Here is a 17,135-nt window from a genome sequence, read left to right on the forward strand (position 1 = left end):
TAGAGTATATAATAAAAGAAAAAAGGAAGGAAAACTGCCATGCAGAAAACAAAAATACTTGCAGTGGCCCCCTATGAAGGGATGTCCAATATTCTGACGGAACTTGCCCAGAAAAGAGATGATATTTCTTTGACGGTGCAGACGGGAGATCTGGATATCGGCAGGCAGATTGCGGTGCAGCTTGCCCATAAGAATTATGATGTAATTATCTCTCGGGGCGGAACGGCGGAACTGATTGAATCGGCCGTTGAGGTGCCTGTGATAGATATATCCATTTCTGTGTATGACGTGCTCCGCAGCATTAAACTTGCCGAAAATTACGGCGGAAAATTTGTGATCGCAGGTTTTTGCGGCATTACAAAATGCGCGGGGCTTTTGTGCGATCTGCTTCAATATGACATTGATATTATAACTTTTAAAAGCACGGATGATGCGCTGCCGCTTCTGCGCCGGGCGCAGGAGGAAGGCTGCACGCTGGTTCTCTGTGACATGACAGGGGCAAAAGCTGCCAAGGAGCTTGGGATGAACTGCCATCTGATCCTTTCGGGAGCGGAAAGCATCGAAAATGCAATTAATGAAGCCGTTAAACTGGTGCGTTCCTCCAGCCATGTGCACAAACAGAAAGACTTATTTCAAACGCTTTTGACGGAGGAGGACAGGGAATTTCTAATCTATTCTCCGGCAGGCGCGCTTTGGTTTTCAAGTATTGCGGTAGATGAGATCCATATTTCTCTGATGGATTTTGTTGAGGATTCTTTAAGCATGCTTCGGAAGCATCCCAATCAGGCAGTGGCAAAGCAGATTCGGAACGACATCTATTATTTGTCCAGCCGTCATCTGTTTTATGAAGAACAGAAATATACGGCCGTAATCATCCGCAGACAGCCTGCGCTGACCAAAGCGGAGGATCTGGGAATCCAGGTGACTAATTATGCATTAGAAGAAGTCAATGACTTTCTGCATTTTTACAATGGAACAGAGAAACTGGGGGATTTGCCGAGAATCCTGAAGGAATACAGTAAAAGCCGTCTGCCGGTTCTGATTCTCGGCGAAACAGGAACCGGGAAGGACAGGGCGGCGGCCCTTATTTATGAACAGAGCAATTACCGCCACGCTCCCCTGTTTACCATTGACTGCGGGCTTATGGGAGAACGCAAATGGCACCGGCTGTTAAATAGCGAAAACTCCCCGCTGAACGAGGTTGGAAGCGTGATTTACCTTAAAAATCCGGCCGCTCTTTCTGCGGAACAGCTTGACAGCTTGTTTACCTATGTCGTCCAGACAAGGCTTCCCTCCAGAAACCGCTTGATTGTATCCCTGATTGAAAATGGAAGCAACAGCTCTTCCGCCCGGATTGTGCGGCAGTTTATGGAGAATCAGCTGTCCTGCCTTACTCTTGCGCTTTTGCCGTTGCGGGAAAGACTGAAGGAGTTTCCGGGCATTACGGCCCTTTATATTCACCGTTTTAACATTGCCTTTGGAAAACAGATCATCGGTCTGGACGTGGAGGCTATGGAGCAGATGACAGCTTACCGCTGGCCAAATAATTTGGATCAGCTTCAGCATGTGCTAAAAGAACTTGTAACCATTACAGAAACTCCGTATATTTCCAGCAGCGACGTTACAGCAATTCTTCAGCAGGAACCAGGATTCGGCGCTGCTTCTGCCGGGGAATTTGACTTATCCGGAACTCTGGATGAGATTAATTATCGGATTATCCGTCAGGCGTTGGCAGAGGAACAGGGGAATAAAGAAAAAACAGCCAGAAGACTTGGAATCAGCAGGAGTACGCTTTGGAGAATCCTTAAAAATCATACATTCTAATCTGTATCTGAAAATCAACTGTATTTTTAGAATCCGGCGGAATTATTACCCTTTATTATTTGACACACATCCCAGAAACGGACTCCATTATTGACACTGTTTTTCCGAGATTTTCCGGTTTTTAGCGGGGCAGGATGAAAAAAAGAGCAGAGGGAATGATTTTTCAAACACGCTCTAGCATACCGCAGTTTGATTGTGGTATAATATCAAAAAGCAATTGCATGTAAGGAGGTATCCCTGTGAAAAATTACAATACAATCAACGAAGTCCTGGTAAAACTTTTCAATGAAATTATGGATATCGAAGAAAAAGCGATTATTACCGAAGAGTTCAAGGATATCTCCAATAATGACATGCATGTAATAGAAGCAATCGGAAAAGGGGAAGCCAAGAGCATGTCGGCAGTTGCAAAGCTTTTGTCAGTGACGGTTGGGACTCTGACCATTGCGATTAATAATCTTGTGAAAAAAGGTTATGTGAACCGGGTGCGCAGCGAGGAGGACCGAAGAGTGGTTTTGATCTCTCTTTTAAAAAAAGGAGAGAAGGCTTATGACCATCATGAGAAATTTCATGACGAAATGGTGCAGGCAACCTTAAAGGGATTGAATGAGGATCAGGTGGAAGTGCTGGTGCAGGCACTGCAGAATCTGAGCGGATTTTTCAAGGGGTATGGGAAATGAAAATAAATAAAAATTTTTATTGACGTACGTATTAACGTACGCTATAATAAATAAGACATATAAAATCTCGTCATTACAGATAAAGTATAAGATATTTACTCATTGATTGATAAAGATGAATATCATAAGTTAATATTTATGAATTTTATACAACAATAAAATAGTTACACATTTAGATGAAAGACTAAATATGATAATGTGATTGGAAACATATTCTTATATTTATTTGCTGAAATGTTTGGTAATAATAGAATCTATATCCAGAATAATATTATGTTGTCCTACAATACTTATACAAGAATGAACGAGAGATAATCAATACACAAAGGAACTATATAAAAATTACACGTTTAGAAATTAGAAAAGGAGATTTTATAATGTCAACTATTAATATTACAACAGCAAGAAAGGATCTTTATAATCTGGTAGAGAACGTAAATCTTTACAGTGAACCTGCATTGATTGTTGGAAAGAGAGGCAATGCGGTTCTTCTATCAGAGGACGATTGGAATGCAATACAGGAAACACTATATTTGAATTCCATTGAAGGTATGGCAGAATCTATACTTAATGGGGCGAAAACTCCTGTGGAAGATTGCATTTCGGAAGATATGGTGGAATGGTAAGTGTATAAAATTATTTATGAAAAACAAGCTGTAAAAGATTTGGAAAAATTAAAGGCTTTCAATCTTTCACAAAAAGCAAAACATCTTGTGGATATTATCAGGGAAAATCCGTATCAGAGGCCGCCAAGATATGAAAAGCTGGTTGGAAATCTGGAAGGATTGTATTCCAGAAGAATTAATATACAACATCGTCTTGTTTATCAGATTTACAATACTCCTGTTACAATTGATGATATTTTCTATGAAGGAACTATTAAAATAATTCGTATGTGGACGCATTATGAAAAAGTGGAATAGAATCATTTAGTTATCAATTGTAAGTATTTAAAGTAATATTTAGAATTATAAAGAAAGATTTTATTAAAGTAATTTTAATAAATTTTTCATAGATTAAGCTAAAATTACAAAAGAAAGAACGAAATAGTTGGTTAATTATTTTCAGCAGATAAAAAATAATTAAGTGTATTAATTATCGAAATATCTAATATCAAGTGTATTGAAACATATTCTTATTCTCCCAATGATTTGCTGTTTTTCTTGGAATAATAAAAACAGCAAATCATTTGGTTTATGGACACATATATGAAAGATATGTTTTTTCACGGAAAGGAATCAAATGAAAGAAGGATTAAAACGTTTTCTAACTGCACAACAGAGTTCCTATCCTACAGCTTTGCAGGAAATACAAAACGGACAAAAAAGAAGCCATTGGATGTGGTTTATTTTTCCCCAGATTGCAGGACTTGGATACAGCGAAATGGCTCAATATTATGCAATCAAAGACATGGAAGAGGCAAAGGAATACCTGAAAAATGAGGTCTTACGGCGCCGTCTGCTTGAAATTTCCCAGGCTCTTCTGGAAACGGAATCGGATGATGCCGCTTATGTGATGGGATGGCCGGATGATATGAAGCTGAAATCTTCCATGACTTTGTTTTTGCTGGCGGAGCCGGAATGTAAGACGTTTCAGAAGGTGCTGGATAAATTTTTTCATGGAGAGACAGATCAGAAAACGGAAGAGATTTTGACAGGCCAGAAATGAAGGAGAACGGAAATATATGTTAAGTATTTATTACGGAGATATGCCGGAAGCTGTTTTTAATACAGCGGTATATTTTAAAAATGTTTATGAAGATGCATGGATTACAGATCCCTTTTCGAAGAAAATGATATTGGATGTTGATAAATCTGTTGTACTAGGTGAGGCTGTAATAGACAGTCCGGTTTTAGGAAAAATCGCGCCTGTTAGTTTATCGGGAGGGGTAAAAACTTTGATTCTGATACAAAATGAACCCCAGACAATTTTTAATGCATCTACTTGTGGGGATAATTGTGCAAAGTGGATATTAGAAATTGGGAAACGGCAGGATATAACAATTAATTTACGTCATCTTCTTGATTTTGGAGAAGGCTCTTTTGACATCTGCATTTTAAATACCGGGAAAATCGTTCATAGTATGAAAGAATTGGTCCCGATTGCCGGAATTTATGTTTAAGGGGTGTTAATAATGAGAGGTACCTATAGAATTATAATACAAAATAAACGTGTTCGGTATGATTTTGTAATTCGCAGGAATCTTACGGTGATCCGTGGTGACAGTGCTACGGGAAAAACTACGCTTATAGAAATGGTAAGAGAATATTATGAAAATGGTGCAGAAAGCGGGATAAAGCTGAATTGTGAAAGACAATGTGCGGTACTTTCAGGAAATAAGTGGGAACAAAATCTTGCTTTTTTAAAGGAGAGTATTGTATTTATAGATGAAGGAAACAAATTTGTCCTTACAGATGAATTTGCGTCATTAATTCAGAGAACAGATAATTATTATGTGATTGTAACAAGAGATGGCATTCCCTCTTTGCCCTATAGTATAGAGGAAATTTATGGGATACAGAGTTCTGGAAAATATGGTACATTAAGGCAGACATACCATGAATTTTATCATTTGTATCCTGCAGAAAATCTGACAGGAGAGGTATTACCAAACATAGTTATTGTAGAGGATTCTAATTCAGGATACCAATTTTTTAGAAATGCACTTGGAAATACAGAGATTGAATGCATCAGTGCAGGAGGCAAATCTAATATATTTTTAAAAGTTGTGGAAAGACTGGAAACGTTATCCTACAGTCAAATTTTGGTAATTGCAGACGGTGCTGCTTTTGGCGCTGAAATGGAAAAAATGATACGTTTAATAAAAGATCACAGAGAAATTAACCTGTATTTACCAGAATCATTTGAATAGCTGATTTTAAGCTCTAGCGTGCTTGAAAGGAATGAACTGGCAGAAATATTGGCTAATCCGGCTGACCATATTGAAAGTCAAAAATATTTTAGCTGGGAACAGTTCTTTACATTTTTATTAACAGACAGGACAAAAGGCACATATTTAAAATATTCCAAAAAAAAGCTGAATATTTCATATTTAAACAAGAAAGTGAAGGAAAAAATTTTAAAGACAATAGAAGGCATAAAATTTTAACCAAAAATGCAGAATCCGAAAAGGCAGAGTATGGCTCTCTTTCTATTCGTCAAGCAAAAAGGAGAATAAGGTACATTGGTTTTAGAGTAAATAAAATTCTATTGGCGTTCAAAATTTAATATCATTTTAATTCTTCTCCCAATTTTGGGCATACTGCCCAGTCTTTGGAGTGATTATGCAGAAAAGCAGGAATTTGTTCAGGCTTTAAGCCAAGCTGTTTCGGACTCTGATGTAGAATATTTAACCATGATGTCGGAAAGTTTTACCGGATTATATTCTTTTGAACGGCTGTTTTACTTAAACATGCCTTTTTTCCTGCTGTTTTGGATGATTTTAATCATTGGCATGGGGATACATATCGGCGGACAGACATTTTGGACATTGCAGTCAGGTTATGGCAATTTCTTGATGACACGAATGAAATATAAGGATTATATGAGAAAAACAATATTGGCCCAATTGATATATCTGTTTACTTTTTGCTGCTGCATTTTTATGATAGTATTTATTGTTTTTTTATTTTGGAGCGGCGGAGGGTTTCACGTTCCATATATTTCTTCGCTGCGTGAAGTGGGACAGGAATATGGGCCGGTAACAGATATCAGTATTGCCCGATATCTTTTCACACTTCTGGGATTCGTCCTGTATTCTATCATTTGCATGATACCGCTGATTATTATTTCATCACTTAGTTCGGTTTTTCTTAAGAATAAATTTGTCATACAATTTTTACCTGTTATGATTCTGGTAGGTGGATATATGTTTGGATTTTTGTTGGGAAATATTAATCGAACATTGAGTAATATTGTGCGCCATTTTATTTTTGAACATGCGCTGACGAATTTGGGGGCGCTGATTTCTCCGAATATTGTTCCGGTAGAAGGCTCTCCAATGGACTCTGTTGTTTATGTAATTCTTTATCCGCTTACGCTGATAGTCGTGTCCTTTATTTTATACCTGAAAAATGTCAGACGCATGGAGGATTATCTGTTATGAGTACCGCTTTATGGAAGGATGGCAAGGTGATCCGATTTATAAAATTGTTCCTGTGTATCCTGTTATTCCATCTTATAGTTGTAAATGAAACGGATAACACTCTCCTGAGCTTTGAATTTTTGATACAGGGAACAATTATTAATCCGCTGGATGGAACGATGGAATTTATGCTGTATCATTATATGCTGAACCTTGGGCTTACAATTCTGCTTCTTGCGGCAGTTCTCCAGGCAGTTTCGCAAATATTTGAGATGAGCGATTATATTATCACCCGCTGCGGAAAATCAAAGTTTAAGGTTGTATTGCTGACAGCAGCCTTAAAAGAAATTTTTAAGATATTGGCAATCAAACAGGTTATTTACACAGCTTATTTTGTATACACGGGAGAAATTACGTTCTTCTATCTTTATGACATGGGTTCAACTTTTTTTACCCTGCTGATGTTTGCCCAGTGTTTTATCCTGTTAAAGCTGCTTGGAGCCAAATATAAGGTTCCCTTATTTGTGATTGCCGGAATAAACATGATCAGCCAAATGTTATCCTATGAAAATCATGTGTTTTTGATGATTGTGATTGCTTCCTGTCAGTGGCAGTCTTACTGGATGGTAAACATCATGGGAAAAGCAGCGGTGATCCTTGTACTTAGCGGCATGATATATTTACGAAAGGATTTTGATGCGCTCATGAACTAAGTTTTTGCCAATAGGTTCCTGCCCCTTCAAGAAAGGCTCAAATTATCTGGCAAATAGTATGTTCTTGCGTATAGAAAGTTAGGAGTAAAACGGATGATAAAATTAATTGGAGTAACGAAACAATTAAAAAACAGGATTGTTCTGGATGATATATCCGTAACCTTTGAAAAGGGAAAACTTTATTTGCTTCGGGGACACAATGGTTCCGGAAAAACGATGCTTTTGAGACTGCTGTGTGATTTGATCGCGCCCACCAGGGGCACTGTTGAAAAGCCGGAATATAGCTATGGAGTTATGATTGAAACGCCTAATTTTGCGCTTCATGAAACCGCAAGGCAGAATCTGAAATTCCTTGCTTCCATTCAGAAAAAAATTGGTATGAAAGAAATTGAGAAATGTTTAGAGGAAGTTCATTTACTGGATGAAATCGACAATAAAGTAAAGAATTATTCTCTGGGCATGAAGCAAAGATTGGGATTTTGCCAGGCAGTGATGGAAAACCCAGATGTTTTGCTCCTGGATGAGCCTTTTAATGCATTGGATGATGAGCATTTCCATTTGATACTGCAGCGTATCTTAGGCATGAAAAAAGATAAGACGATTGTCATTGCAGCACACGGGTTTGATACGGAAAAGCACCCTGTGTTTGATCAGGTGATTACCTTGAACAATGGAAAAATACACCCGTAAGGTAAAAGAAGAGCCGAACCTGAAGCAGCAGGAATACGGCTCTTTTTACATACCATTACGGATTTCAGACAGCAATATGCAGCACAATCGTAGCAATTTTAAAATAAATCAAAATAGAACAAATATCCACGATAGTAGAAATCAAAGGGGCAGCCATCAACGCCGGGTCCAGATGGATATGCTCAGCAATCAGCGGCAGGCTGCAACCAATAAATTTCGATAAAATCACAATGGCAATCAGCGCAAGGGCAATCACAAAGGCCATCTGCAAATCTCCGTACTGAATATAAATCCGAAGTCCATTTACAACTGCCAGAACAGTGCTTACCAGCAGGGCAATGCGGAATTCTTTAAACATTACTTTAAAAATATCTTTAAATTTAATTTCATCCAGCGCCAATCCCCGAATCATTAAGGTGGAGCTCTGAGAACCACAGTTACCGCCGGTTCCGGTCAGCATAGGGATAAAAGAAACCAAAAGGGGATAAAGCTTGAAGGATTCCTGGTAATGGGTAATAATGGAACCGCTTACCGTGGCGGATAACATCAAAAACAGCAGCCATGCAATTCTGCTTTTTGCATGGGAAAAGGCAGAGGTATTAAAATAATTGTCCTCGGTGGGGGTCATAGCTGCCATCTTGGTAATATCCTCAGTATTTTCTTCCTGCATAACGTCCATGGCGTCGTCGAAGGTGACAATTCCCACCAGACGCTCTTCCCGGTCCACCACAGGAATTGCCAGGAAATCGTATTTGTTAAATACTTTTGCAACTTCTTCTTTATCTTCATGAGTATCTACGGAAATCACATTTGTTTCCATAATGTCTTCAATCTGCATAGCATCTTCCGCCATCAGCAGATCTTTGACCGATACCATTCCAATCAGTTTGCGGTGCTCTGTCACATAGCAGGTATACACTGTTTCTTTGTTCACGGCAGTGTGGCGGATACGATTGATGGCTGCGCCTACGGTCATTTCCTTTTTAATATTAACGTATTCAATGGTCATCAGGCTGCCGGCGCTGTCCTTGGGATAGTTCAGTACCTGATTGATTATTTTTCTGGTTTCCTCATCTGTATTACGGAGAATTCTGGCTACCACATTCGCCGGCATTTCCTCAATCATGTCTACGGTGTCATCCAGAAAAATATCGTCCATGACTGCCCGCAGCTCCCGATCGGTTAATGTATTAATCAGGGTTTTCTGCATCTCACGGCTCATGTAGGAAAAACTGTCTGCCGCTTCTTCCTTGGGAAGCAGGCGGTAGAGCAAGGGGATTTCCTTTTTGTCCATCTCATCAAAAAGAAGGGCGATATCGGCAGAGTTCAGGTTGTTAAGCATCTGCCTGAGCAGGGAATACTTTCGTTGTTCTAACAATTCTTCGGCTAAGCGATGGATTTCTTCGATCTCCATATCTGTGAAGTCTAAGTTGTCCAGATCCAGATTCATGTTGGTTGTGGTTCCCATGGGTATCCCTCCTTTTTGGTTTTTTGCTTATAAAATTATTTTGGGGACAACCATCAGGGCTCATCCCGGTATCTTACATGAACGGGCGATAAAACCATCAGGGCTCCTCCCGGTATCTTAGGCAGAGGTAGTGGTGCGGTTTTGAACCGGGTCCCTCCTCATGGTAAATCCTCATGGTAAATCATATCATATCCTTTTGTAATTGTCATTGGGTTATTTTGCATAATGAGGGAAAGACAGACATAAAATGAAAGGAATATACCGCAGAAAGTGCATTTTGGTATGGGAAAAAATTTTTTCGGAGAGAAATTCAAGTTACGGAAAGAGAATATAAAAAATAGAATCATGCTGATGATACTCGCCATATTAATGTGCCTGCAGGCGGGGTGCGGGGGCAGCCAGGGAAGTAGGGAAGATTTTTCCGCTTATATGAATCAGATTTTCAGAGCGGAAGTTACGGCAAGTACGCTGAATATGCATTACAATCTGGCACACCCGGAAAATTATGGCATTCAGGATTACAAAGTTACATATGGCAATGTATCTGTTGGTGAAGGAAATGAAACAGCAGTTATTTTGGAAAACTGGAAAGAAAATCTGAAGAAATTTAACAAAAAGGATCTGACCGTTTCCCAGCAAATGACCTATGATATTATGATGGATTGTATAGAAAAGGAAATTCCGGCGGGAAAATTTCGTCTGCACGAAGAAATTTTAAGACCCTCTACCGGCTTTCAGTCTCAGCTTCCGGTATTGCTGGCGGAATATACCTTTTATGATGAAAAAGACATTAAAGATTATCTGGAACTTTTATCCTGTACGCCGGAATTATTTTCACAGATCATGGATGTGGAAAAGAAAAAGGCAGAGCTTGGGCTATTTATGGCAGATTTTGCTGTGGATGATATTGTGGCGCAATGCAGTAATTTTGTAGAAAATCCCGAAAGCAATTATCTCCTGTCCACCTTTGATGATCGTGTAGATGAAGCCAAATTCCTGACGCCGGAACAGGCAGAGCTATATAAGGCGCAAAACAGGCAGGTTGTGACAGGCGATTTAATACCGGCTTATCAGCGGTTATCAGAAGATTTATCTGCCTTGAAAGGCACTGGAAAAAACTCTGGCGGTCTCTGCGGCCTGCCTGGCGGAAAAGAATACTATGAATATCTGGTTCAGGATACCACTGGCTCCGATTTATCGGCAGAAGAAATGCAGGAGCAGGTGAAGGCTCAGCGGAAACAAGATCTGGAGGATCTGGCAAGCATCGCCAAGGAACACCCGGATATCGGGCAAAAGTGCGGAAACTATCAGCTTCCTACCGAAGAACCAGAATTGATTCTGAAAGATTTACAAAATAAAATGCAAAAGGATTTTCCATCACCGCCCACGGTTTCATTTGCCATCAAAGAGGTGCATCCTTCTCTGGAAGAATATACCGCGCCTGCCTTTTACCTGACGCCGCCCATAGATGATATTTCTCAGAATTGCATCTATATCAATAAATCCAAAGGCGATACAAAATTGGAGCTTTATACTACTCTGGCTCATGAAGGATTTCCAGGGCACCTTTACCAGAATGTAATGGAACGAAGCTGCGGGCTGGAACCTGTCCGCAGTCTGTTCGGCAGCAGCGGTTATGCAGAAGGATGGGCAACTTATGTGGAAATGCAGTCATTTTATTATGCAGACGTGGACAGAGACGTTGCTGCTTTTCTGCAAAAAAATCAGTCTGCCCTGCTGAGCCTCTATGCCAGCGCGGATCTGGGCATTCACCATGACGGCTGGACGCTGAGGGATACCATAGATTTTTTTGCAGCATATCAGATTAATGATAAAAGCGTCATTCAGGATATTTATCAATTGATTGTAGAAGAGCCTGCCCATTATCTGAAATATTACGTGGGATATCTGGAATTCTTAAATCTCAGGGAATATGCAATGGCTAAATATAAGGAAAATTACAGTGATTATCAATTTCACCGTGCATTGATGAAAATGGGAACTGCGCCTTTTTCTATCCTGAAGAAATATTTGCCGGAGTATTATGCAGAATGAAACATCCTGATGTCAGGAACCTTTTTTGATATTTTTCACGCTCCGCATTTCTGGCAATAAAGGAACAATAGGATAGATTCAACCATCAGCATAAGGATCAGCCCGGGAATTAAAATCGGAAATATCCCAACTGCCCCTGCCAGTAACAACATAATGACCGGAACTACATATTTCCGCGGATGGTGCCACAGATCGCTTTCAATTTTCCATCCCCTGACTGGATAAAACCATTCCAGAAGGACAGAACCAATTGCGCTTTGCAAAGCAAAAAACAATGCTGCTGCAATCACAGGAAAGTCAACTCCGCCCTTTTGAAATTGCATGCTGCACAGGAAAATCACATCTGCCGTAATGTTGCATAAAAAGATAAACAGGCAATACGGCACACAAAATGATTTCATCTGGCCTGGCAGAAAACGGACCGCCTGCTCTAAATCCGGATCGCAGGACAGCAGAATACAGACAGGCGTATTCAAAGACAGAATCGCAAAGCCAATGGGAGCCACAGACATACTTTCCATTTGTCTGAAAAAAAGAGGCAATACACAGGCTGCACACCACATAACAGCAGTATTTAGCAAATAATTCTTATGGCGTATCAAATACCGGAACAGATACCTCCATACGGAGTCACGTGGACGCCCCTTGATTAGATGACTGTTTTCATCTTTTTGCAGATAAAAAGAATAACCGTCTGCTTTTTGTAAAAGCATGACTGCAAAAACAATGTTAGCAATAATAATTAAGAGAAACCAGGGCTGATTTCCCAAAAACAGAACAGCGGCAGCCACAGCAATCGTCCAGAAAACGCCAGCATACCAATGCTTTTTAAAAGAATAAATTACAGCAGCCATAAGAACTGCATTGACTGACCAGAGAATGCTTCCAGGGATGATTGCCGGCTTCCAGTCTGATACCGCCAGTAAAACCGACAGAAGCATGGCTGTTTTTGTAACAAGGGTATAGGCGCCTAATGCGGCGATATAGGAAAAGACGAATTCTCGCCGCTGGAAGGGCATCATAAACAAATTCTGCATCTGCGCGGCCTGCTCCTCCGAACCTAGAGCCTGCCACATCACGCCAGCAGTAAAAGCGCCTGTCATCAGATAGAAAATAAAAGGCGAAATCTGGACTTTCAAATCAGCAATATGCAATCCCCAAAATACAATCAAACAGGTAAACAGATTGCGTGTCAGTCTTTCATATTTTACTCCAAACAGATTTTTGGCAAAAGATTTAAATATCATTTTTCTCATGCAGGGTCTCCCGAATATCAGCGGCGTCTATTTGTCCGCCTTCCAATGTCTGCCGGATTTTTCCCTGTTCTAAAACAAATATCCGGTCAGAGGTCAGTGTGATACTTTCTAAAATATGGGAAGAAAACAGGACTGTCCCATACTTTTTGTAACCAGCGATCTGCTGATATAAATATTCTGTGCTTTGAAAGTCCAGGCCATTGACCGGCTCATCCAAAAGCAGCAGCCTTGGTTTTAATGCAAAGGCAGCAATTAAAAACGCCTTCTTACTATTGCCGGTGGACAAATCCTTCAATAAAACATCCGTATAATTTTCAAAATGAAATCCCTGTATCAGTTCTGACACATCCGGCAATTCCTTTCCATAAGCGGAAAAAACATAGGACAGATATTCCCGGAATGTAAAATAAGGAAAGGAATTATCCTCGGCAAATACCGTATAGCGGCTTGTTTTAAACTCCCGTCCCCTCAGATTGACAGGCTGGCCCAAAAACCGGACGTCTTCAGCGCGAAAGGAGGACAGCAGGCCGGAAAGCACCTTCAGAAATGTTGTTTTTCCGGCTCCGTTCAGCCCAATCAGCCCCACCGCTTCCTGCTCAGCCAATTCCAAAGAAAAGTCAGACAGAACCATGTTTTCTCTGCTGTACCATGCATTTAAATTTTTAACCGTTAACAGAGAACTTCCCATGCTACCGTCCTCCTTTCCTGTCTTTTTCTTTTTTCCATATTGCATAGGCAAAATACAGGAACACTCCGCCCAAAATCGCATAGAGGCCAGCCATTTCAAAATTGCCGGACACACCGCTTACAATAGCTGCCGCCAGCCAGATCAAACTCATAATTCCGCGAATATATACATGACGCATAATCATTACCTCCTGAAATTGTTTTCCTTTGTTGTGTATTTATCATATACGAAAATGAAGGCCAGTGCGTAAATGTCCGCATTCGGCAGGTTTTTGACCGCGAAAAAGGAGAGCCAGAGAAATTTCCGATAAGATAAAAGCTGCAAAGCATTTCACATACTTTACAGCCCTGTAAAATAAAAGCTGCAAAGCATTTACTATACTTTACAGCCCTGATAAGATAAAGTGGCAACAGCCCGGAAGATGTTGTCCCCATAGGAAGTCTGCACCATACCGTCGTATTTTTCGGCGGCAGTCTGGGCGCTTTTTAAGCCCCACCCATGCAGTCCGTTTTCTTCTTTTGATGTTTTCAGCGCACCGTTTAAAAGTGCTGGAGGCGCTGCAAAACTGTTTTCTACCTTGATGATCAGCATTTGATTGATCCGGCGGATCGTAAGCCGGACAAACCGTTCCTCTTCTCTTTGCACTTGCTGCGCTGCTTCTATGGCATTGTCTAAGAGATTTCCCAATATGGCGCACACATCAGCGCTTCTAAGGTTGGTATGCTGAGGAAATTCCACCTTCACCTGATACTTTATCCCGCTATCCCCGGCAGCCTGACCTTTGCTGTTAATAAGATAATCCACAGTTTCATCGCCTGTCCACACGGTTTCAGTCATTTCCTGTACAGGCGCCTGCAATGCATCCAGATATTGCACAGCTTCCTCCAGCTTTTCATGGGCAAGAAGCCGGCGCAGAACGCCAATATGATTATGAAAATCATGGAACAGTCTGGCATTGACGGCATATGCCTGGTTTAAAGCAGTATAGTCACGCTCTAACAACTGGGCCTGCTGAGATTTTAATTTTGCAAGTTCTTTTTCCGCTTCATATTGGCGGTTCATATTGAACACCAGAACAGACATCATCAGAACAACTGCTAAAATAGTCCACATATCCAGCGTATCATCCGAAATGGAAAGCGCCGTCTGCTGGGATAAAGTTACAACTGCAAGAAATCCTGTCACAACAATCCCCGATGCAAAGTGAAAAGCCTCTTTTCTGTTTATCTTCGGATGCTTCCAAAGATAAATCGCAGCAGCCATCAATAGTATGTGCATCAGCCAGACTGCAGTCTGTCCCTTTCCTTCGCTATCGTCAAGAAATGCCGGAGAGCGAAATATAACGCCTGCCCATGCCATGATAAGAAATTGCAGGAAGGAAACTGCAATCTCATAAAAAATTCCCACAAACAAGCTCATTCTTGTATCCGCTCCCTGAAAGAGACAGGCACAGACAGCAATCAGGACGGTTTCTGATACCATGCGGTAAAAATCAGAACATCCTGCTATGAACAGCAGGACAGAGAGAACAGTAATGCCGGCCAATGCTGCCATAACGCTGTTTCTGTTTGGTTTCTTAGCCGACAGCAGACGAAAAATAAGAAACAGGCATATAAGAATTCTTATTCCTCCGGCTGCAATATTTGAGAATAAAAGAAACAGTTCTGTCATATATATGTCCCTCCCCCCTCTCTACTGTTTAAACTGTTACATACTCCATATACTGTGTGCTATATATGCATCCCCCAATAATGGTTAATCTGCTCTTTTACCTGCTGCAAATGTGAACGGCTGATTGGGAGGGCTTTGCCGTTTTTCAGTACTGCCATGCCGTCCTTCACCTGCATAATATGTATCATATTTACAATACAGCCCCGGTCAATATAGATAAATTCTTCTGCTCCCAGTTCTTCATAAACCTGCTGCAGACTTTTGCGCACCCTGGAAACTCCGCTGGCAGCGGTAATGCAGGCGTTTTTTCCATCCCGTTCAATATGGTAAATCTCCCGGTAAGGAATTCTTTCCAGACGGCTGTTTGTCTGAATGGTATAAGTTTTCCCATCTTCCAGTTCCAGCAGTCTGACTGCATCCTGTATTGCGGCAGGAAGCCGTTGTTCGATATCATTTTTCGGCACATATCGGAAAATTGACAGCTCAAATGCATCTATGGCATATTCAATATAAGAGGTAATAAAAATAATTTTCACATTTGGAAGGTACGGCTTGATTTTTTCCGCAATTTCCATACCCGAATTTCCTGGCATTTCTATGTCCAGCAAAATCAGGTCGAAGAAAAAATGATCTTCGGCAATATCGTAAAGCAGATTGTCGCTGGAAGTATAAACTGCTGTTTCTCCAACGCTTTTGCACTGCTGCAAACATCTTTCTGCAATTTCCTTGTGGGCCTGCGCCGCTGCCTTATCGTCATCGCAAACCGCTATGCGTAACATAGTATCACCTCGCTTACATAGAATAAAAATGCGGCTGCCGCTGGTTTTCGTTTCTATGAACAATGCACGGAAATCTTTCGTACCGTCTAAAAATTCTTCTATCATCTGTGTTTTATCCACATAGTAGGCATTTTGTTCACGCAGGCTGCAAAAATCCTGTATGCCGATTGCAAGCTTTCTGTCTCCCTTCATATTCTCACCACATTACATTAAACTGGCAGAAACGCTGCTTACAAAATCATGAATTCTCCAGTAATTTTGCATATACTTCCCGTTTAGAAACGCCACGGTCCTTTGCCACCAGCTTCATGGCTTCTTTTCTGGAAATGCCCTGACTTTCATAATGAGTCATATGTTCCTCTAACGTCAAGTTTTCCCAGCTTTCCTGCTGTTCCTTCTGAATTTCCTGAAAGCTTTTGCCCTGAATCACCAGAACAAATTCCCCTCGCGGCTCTTCCTTCCCATAATGGGAAACAGCGCCGGAAAGGGTGGAGGCAAAAACCGTCTCATATTTCTTGGTAAGCTCCCTGCAGACGGTAATGCTGCGGTCCCCCAACGCCTCATATAATTCTTCTAAAGTTTTCAGCAGATGGTGCGGGGCCTCATAGAGAATGATGGTGCGGGTTTCCTGTTTCAGCAAAGAAAGGATACAGGCCCGTTCTTTTTTCTCCCGGGGAAGAAATGCTTCAAAAGCAAAACGTCTCGTGGGAAGGCCGGACATGGTTAAGGCGGTAATGCAGGCGACCGCTCCCGGCAGGGACGTGACGGCAATGCCAGATTCCTGGCAAATGCGCGCCAAATCTTCACCGGGATCTGATATGCCGGGCGTTCCTGCGTCGGTAATCAATGCAATGTTCTGGCCTTTCTGCATTTTTTCCACAAGCTGGTATGCTTTTTCAATTTTATTGTATTCATGGTAGCTTGTCATTGGGGTTTTGATATCAAAATGGTTCAGCAGCTTAATGGAATTGCGGGTATCTTCCGCTGCAATTAAATCCACTTCTTTGAGAACACGGAGAACTCTTAAAGTAATGTCTTCAAGATTTCCAATGGGAGTGGCGCACAAATATAATTTGCCCTGCATAGTGTGTTCCTTTCTTTTATTGGGAAATTTTGAAATTTCCCGAATCGGGTATTTTTGTAATTTGATTTTAGCATAGGTAAAATCTTTTCGCAATAGCAGGATTTTTGCAACAACTGCCTGAAATTAGAACCGTTACGGGCAAA

At 41.0% G+C, this 17,135-nt stretch carries 18 protein-coding genes; 11 read left to right on the forward strand and 7 right to left on the reverse strand.

The window, feature by feature from the left end; genetic code table 11:
• Window positions 1-39: 39 nt before the first annotated feature.
• The 10 genes from E5329_RS16070 (at window position 40) to E5329_RS16115 (ending at window position 7,991) form a co-directional block, all read left to right on the forward strand.
• Window positions 40-1,824 (forward strand): sigma-54-dependent Fis family transcriptional regulator, encoded by a 1,785-nt coding sequence (locus E5329_RS16070; protein WP_135990491.1) that lies wholly within the window; start codon window positions 40-42, stop codon window positions 1,822-1,824.
• A 239-nt stretch (window positions 1,825-2,063) separates the two neighbouring features.
• Window positions 2,064-2,504 carry a MarR family winged helix-turn-helix transcriptional regulator gene (locus E5329_RS16075; protein ID WP_135990492.1) on the forward strand — a complete coding sequence of 147 codons (441 nt, stop codon included), beginning with the start codon at window positions 2,064-2,066 and terminating at the stop codon, window positions 2,502-2,504.
• Window positions 2,505-2,881: 377 nt separating this feature from the next.
• Window positions 2,882-3,130, forward strand: coding sequence for a type II toxin-antitoxin system Phd/YefM family antitoxin (locus E5329_RS16080; protein WP_135990493.1), 249 nt, complete (start codon window positions 2,882-2,884; stop codon window positions 3,128-3,130).
• Window positions 3,131-3,427 carry a Txe/YoeB family addiction module toxin gene (locus E5329_RS16085; protein ID WP_135990494.1) on the forward strand — a complete coding sequence of 99 codons (297 nt, stop codon included), beginning with the start codon at window positions 3,131-3,133 and terminating at the stop codon, window positions 3,425-3,427.
• A 319-nt stretch (window positions 3,428-3,746) separates the two neighbouring features.
• Complete coding sequence (locus E5329_RS16090; protein ID WP_135990495.1) at window positions 3,747-4,172, forward strand: DUF1810 domain-containing protein; 426 nt, start codon at window positions 3,747-3,749, stop codon at window positions 4,170-4,172.
• Window positions 4,173-4,188: 16 nt separating this feature from the next.
• On the forward strand, window positions 4,189-4,626 hold the full coding sequence (locus E5329_RS16095; protein ID WP_135990496.1) for a DUF4869 domain-containing protein: 438 nt from the start codon (window positions 4,189-4,191) through the stop codon (window positions 4,624-4,626).
• A gap of 12 nt (window positions 4,627-4,638) precedes the next feature.
• Window positions 4,639-5,376 (forward strand): translation initiation factor 2, encoded by a 738-nt coding sequence (locus E5329_RS16100; RefSeq protein WP_330572214.1) that lies wholly within the window; start codon window positions 4,639-4,641, stop codon window positions 5,374-5,376.
• A 483-nt stretch (window positions 5,377-5,859) separates the two neighbouring features.
• A complete protein-coding gene (locus tag E5329_RS16105; protein WP_135990497.1) occupies window positions 5,860-6,609 on the forward strand; it encodes a hypothetical protein in 750 nt (249 codons plus the stop codon).
• Window positions 6,606-7,301, forward strand: coding sequence for a hypothetical protein (locus E5329_RS16110; protein WP_135990498.1), 696 nt, complete (start codon window positions 6,606-6,608; stop codon window positions 7,299-7,301). The genes E5329_RS16105 and E5329_RS16110 overlap by 4 nt, the downstream gene beginning before the upstream one ends.
• Before the next feature lie 93 nt (window positions 7,302-7,394).
• Entirely contained in the window at window positions 7,395-7,991 is a 597-nt protein-coding gene (locus E5329_RS16115; protein ID WP_135990499.1) for an ATP-binding cassette domain-containing protein, read from the forward strand.
• A 64-nt stretch (window positions 7,992-8,055) separates the two neighbouring features.
• On the opposite strand, the gene mgtE is transcribed toward E5329_RS16115, so the two are convergent.
• Window positions 8,056-9,405, reverse strand: a complete 1,350-nt coding sequence (gene mgtE / locus E5329_RS16120; RefSeq protein WP_135990524.1) for a magnesium transporter — start codon at window positions 9,403-9,405, stop codon at window positions 8,056-8,058.
• 336 nt (window positions 9,406-9,741) lie between these two features.
• Here mgtE and E5329_RS16125 point away from each other — a divergent pair, with 336 nt between their 5' ends.
• Complete coding sequence (locus E5329_RS16125; RefSeq protein ID WP_135990500.1) at window positions 9,742-11,514, forward strand: DUF885 domain-containing protein; 1,773 nt, start codon at window positions 9,742-9,744, stop codon at window positions 11,512-11,514.
• Between the two features lie 35 nt (window positions 11,515-11,549).
• Here E5329_RS16125 and E5329_RS16130 read toward each other — a convergent pair whose 3' ends face one another.
• The 6 genes from E5329_RS16130 to rsmI all read right to left on the reverse strand — a co-directional run bounded on the left by E5329_RS16130 (window position 11,550) and on the right by rsmI (window position 16,992).
• Window positions 11,550-12,770, reverse strand: coding sequence for a hypothetical protein (locus E5329_RS16130; RefSeq protein ID WP_135990501.1), 1,221 nt, complete (start codon window positions 12,768-12,770; stop codon window positions 11,550-11,552).
• Complete coding sequence (locus E5329_RS16135) at window positions 12,751-13,458, reverse strand: ATP-binding cassette domain-containing protein (RefSeq protein ID WP_135990502.1); 708 nt, start codon at window positions 13,456-13,458, stop codon at window positions 12,751-12,753. Before E5329_RS16135 ends, E5329_RS16130 begins: the two co-directional genes overlap by 20 nt.
• Before the next feature lies 1 nt (window position 13,459).
• The gene (locus tag E5329_RS29825; protein ID WP_168356650.1) at window positions 13,460-13,636 is read right to left on the reverse strand and encodes a hypothetical protein; all 177 of its coding nucleotides are present in this window, start codon (window positions 13,634-13,636) and stop codon (window positions 13,460-13,462) included.
• A 197-nt stretch (window positions 13,637-13,833) separates the two neighbouring features.
• Window positions 13,834-15,129, reverse strand: coding sequence for a sensor histidine kinase (locus E5329_RS16140; protein ID WP_135990503.1), 1,296 nt, complete (start codon window positions 15,127-15,129; stop codon window positions 13,834-13,836).
• A 59-nt stretch (window positions 15,130-15,188) separates the two neighbouring features.
• Entirely contained in the window at window positions 15,189-16,100 is a 912-nt protein-coding gene (locus E5329_RS16145; RefSeq protein ID WP_330572215.1) for a LytR/AlgR family response regulator transcription factor, read from the reverse strand.
• A gap of 46 nt (window positions 16,101-16,146) precedes the next feature.
• Window positions 16,147-16,992 (reverse strand): 16S rRNA (cytidine(1402)-2'-O)-methyltransferase, encoded by an 846-nt coding sequence (gene rsmI, locus E5329_RS16150; RefSeq protein ID WP_135990504.1) that lies wholly within the window; start codon window positions 16,990-16,992, stop codon window positions 16,147-16,149.
• Window positions 16,993-17,135: the final 143 nt, after the last annotated feature.

The organism is Petralouisia muris, assembly GCF_004793545.1.
GTDB classification, from domain to species: domain Bacteria; phylum Bacillota; class Clostridia; order Lachnospirales; family Lachnospiraceae; genus Petralouisia; species Petralouisia muris.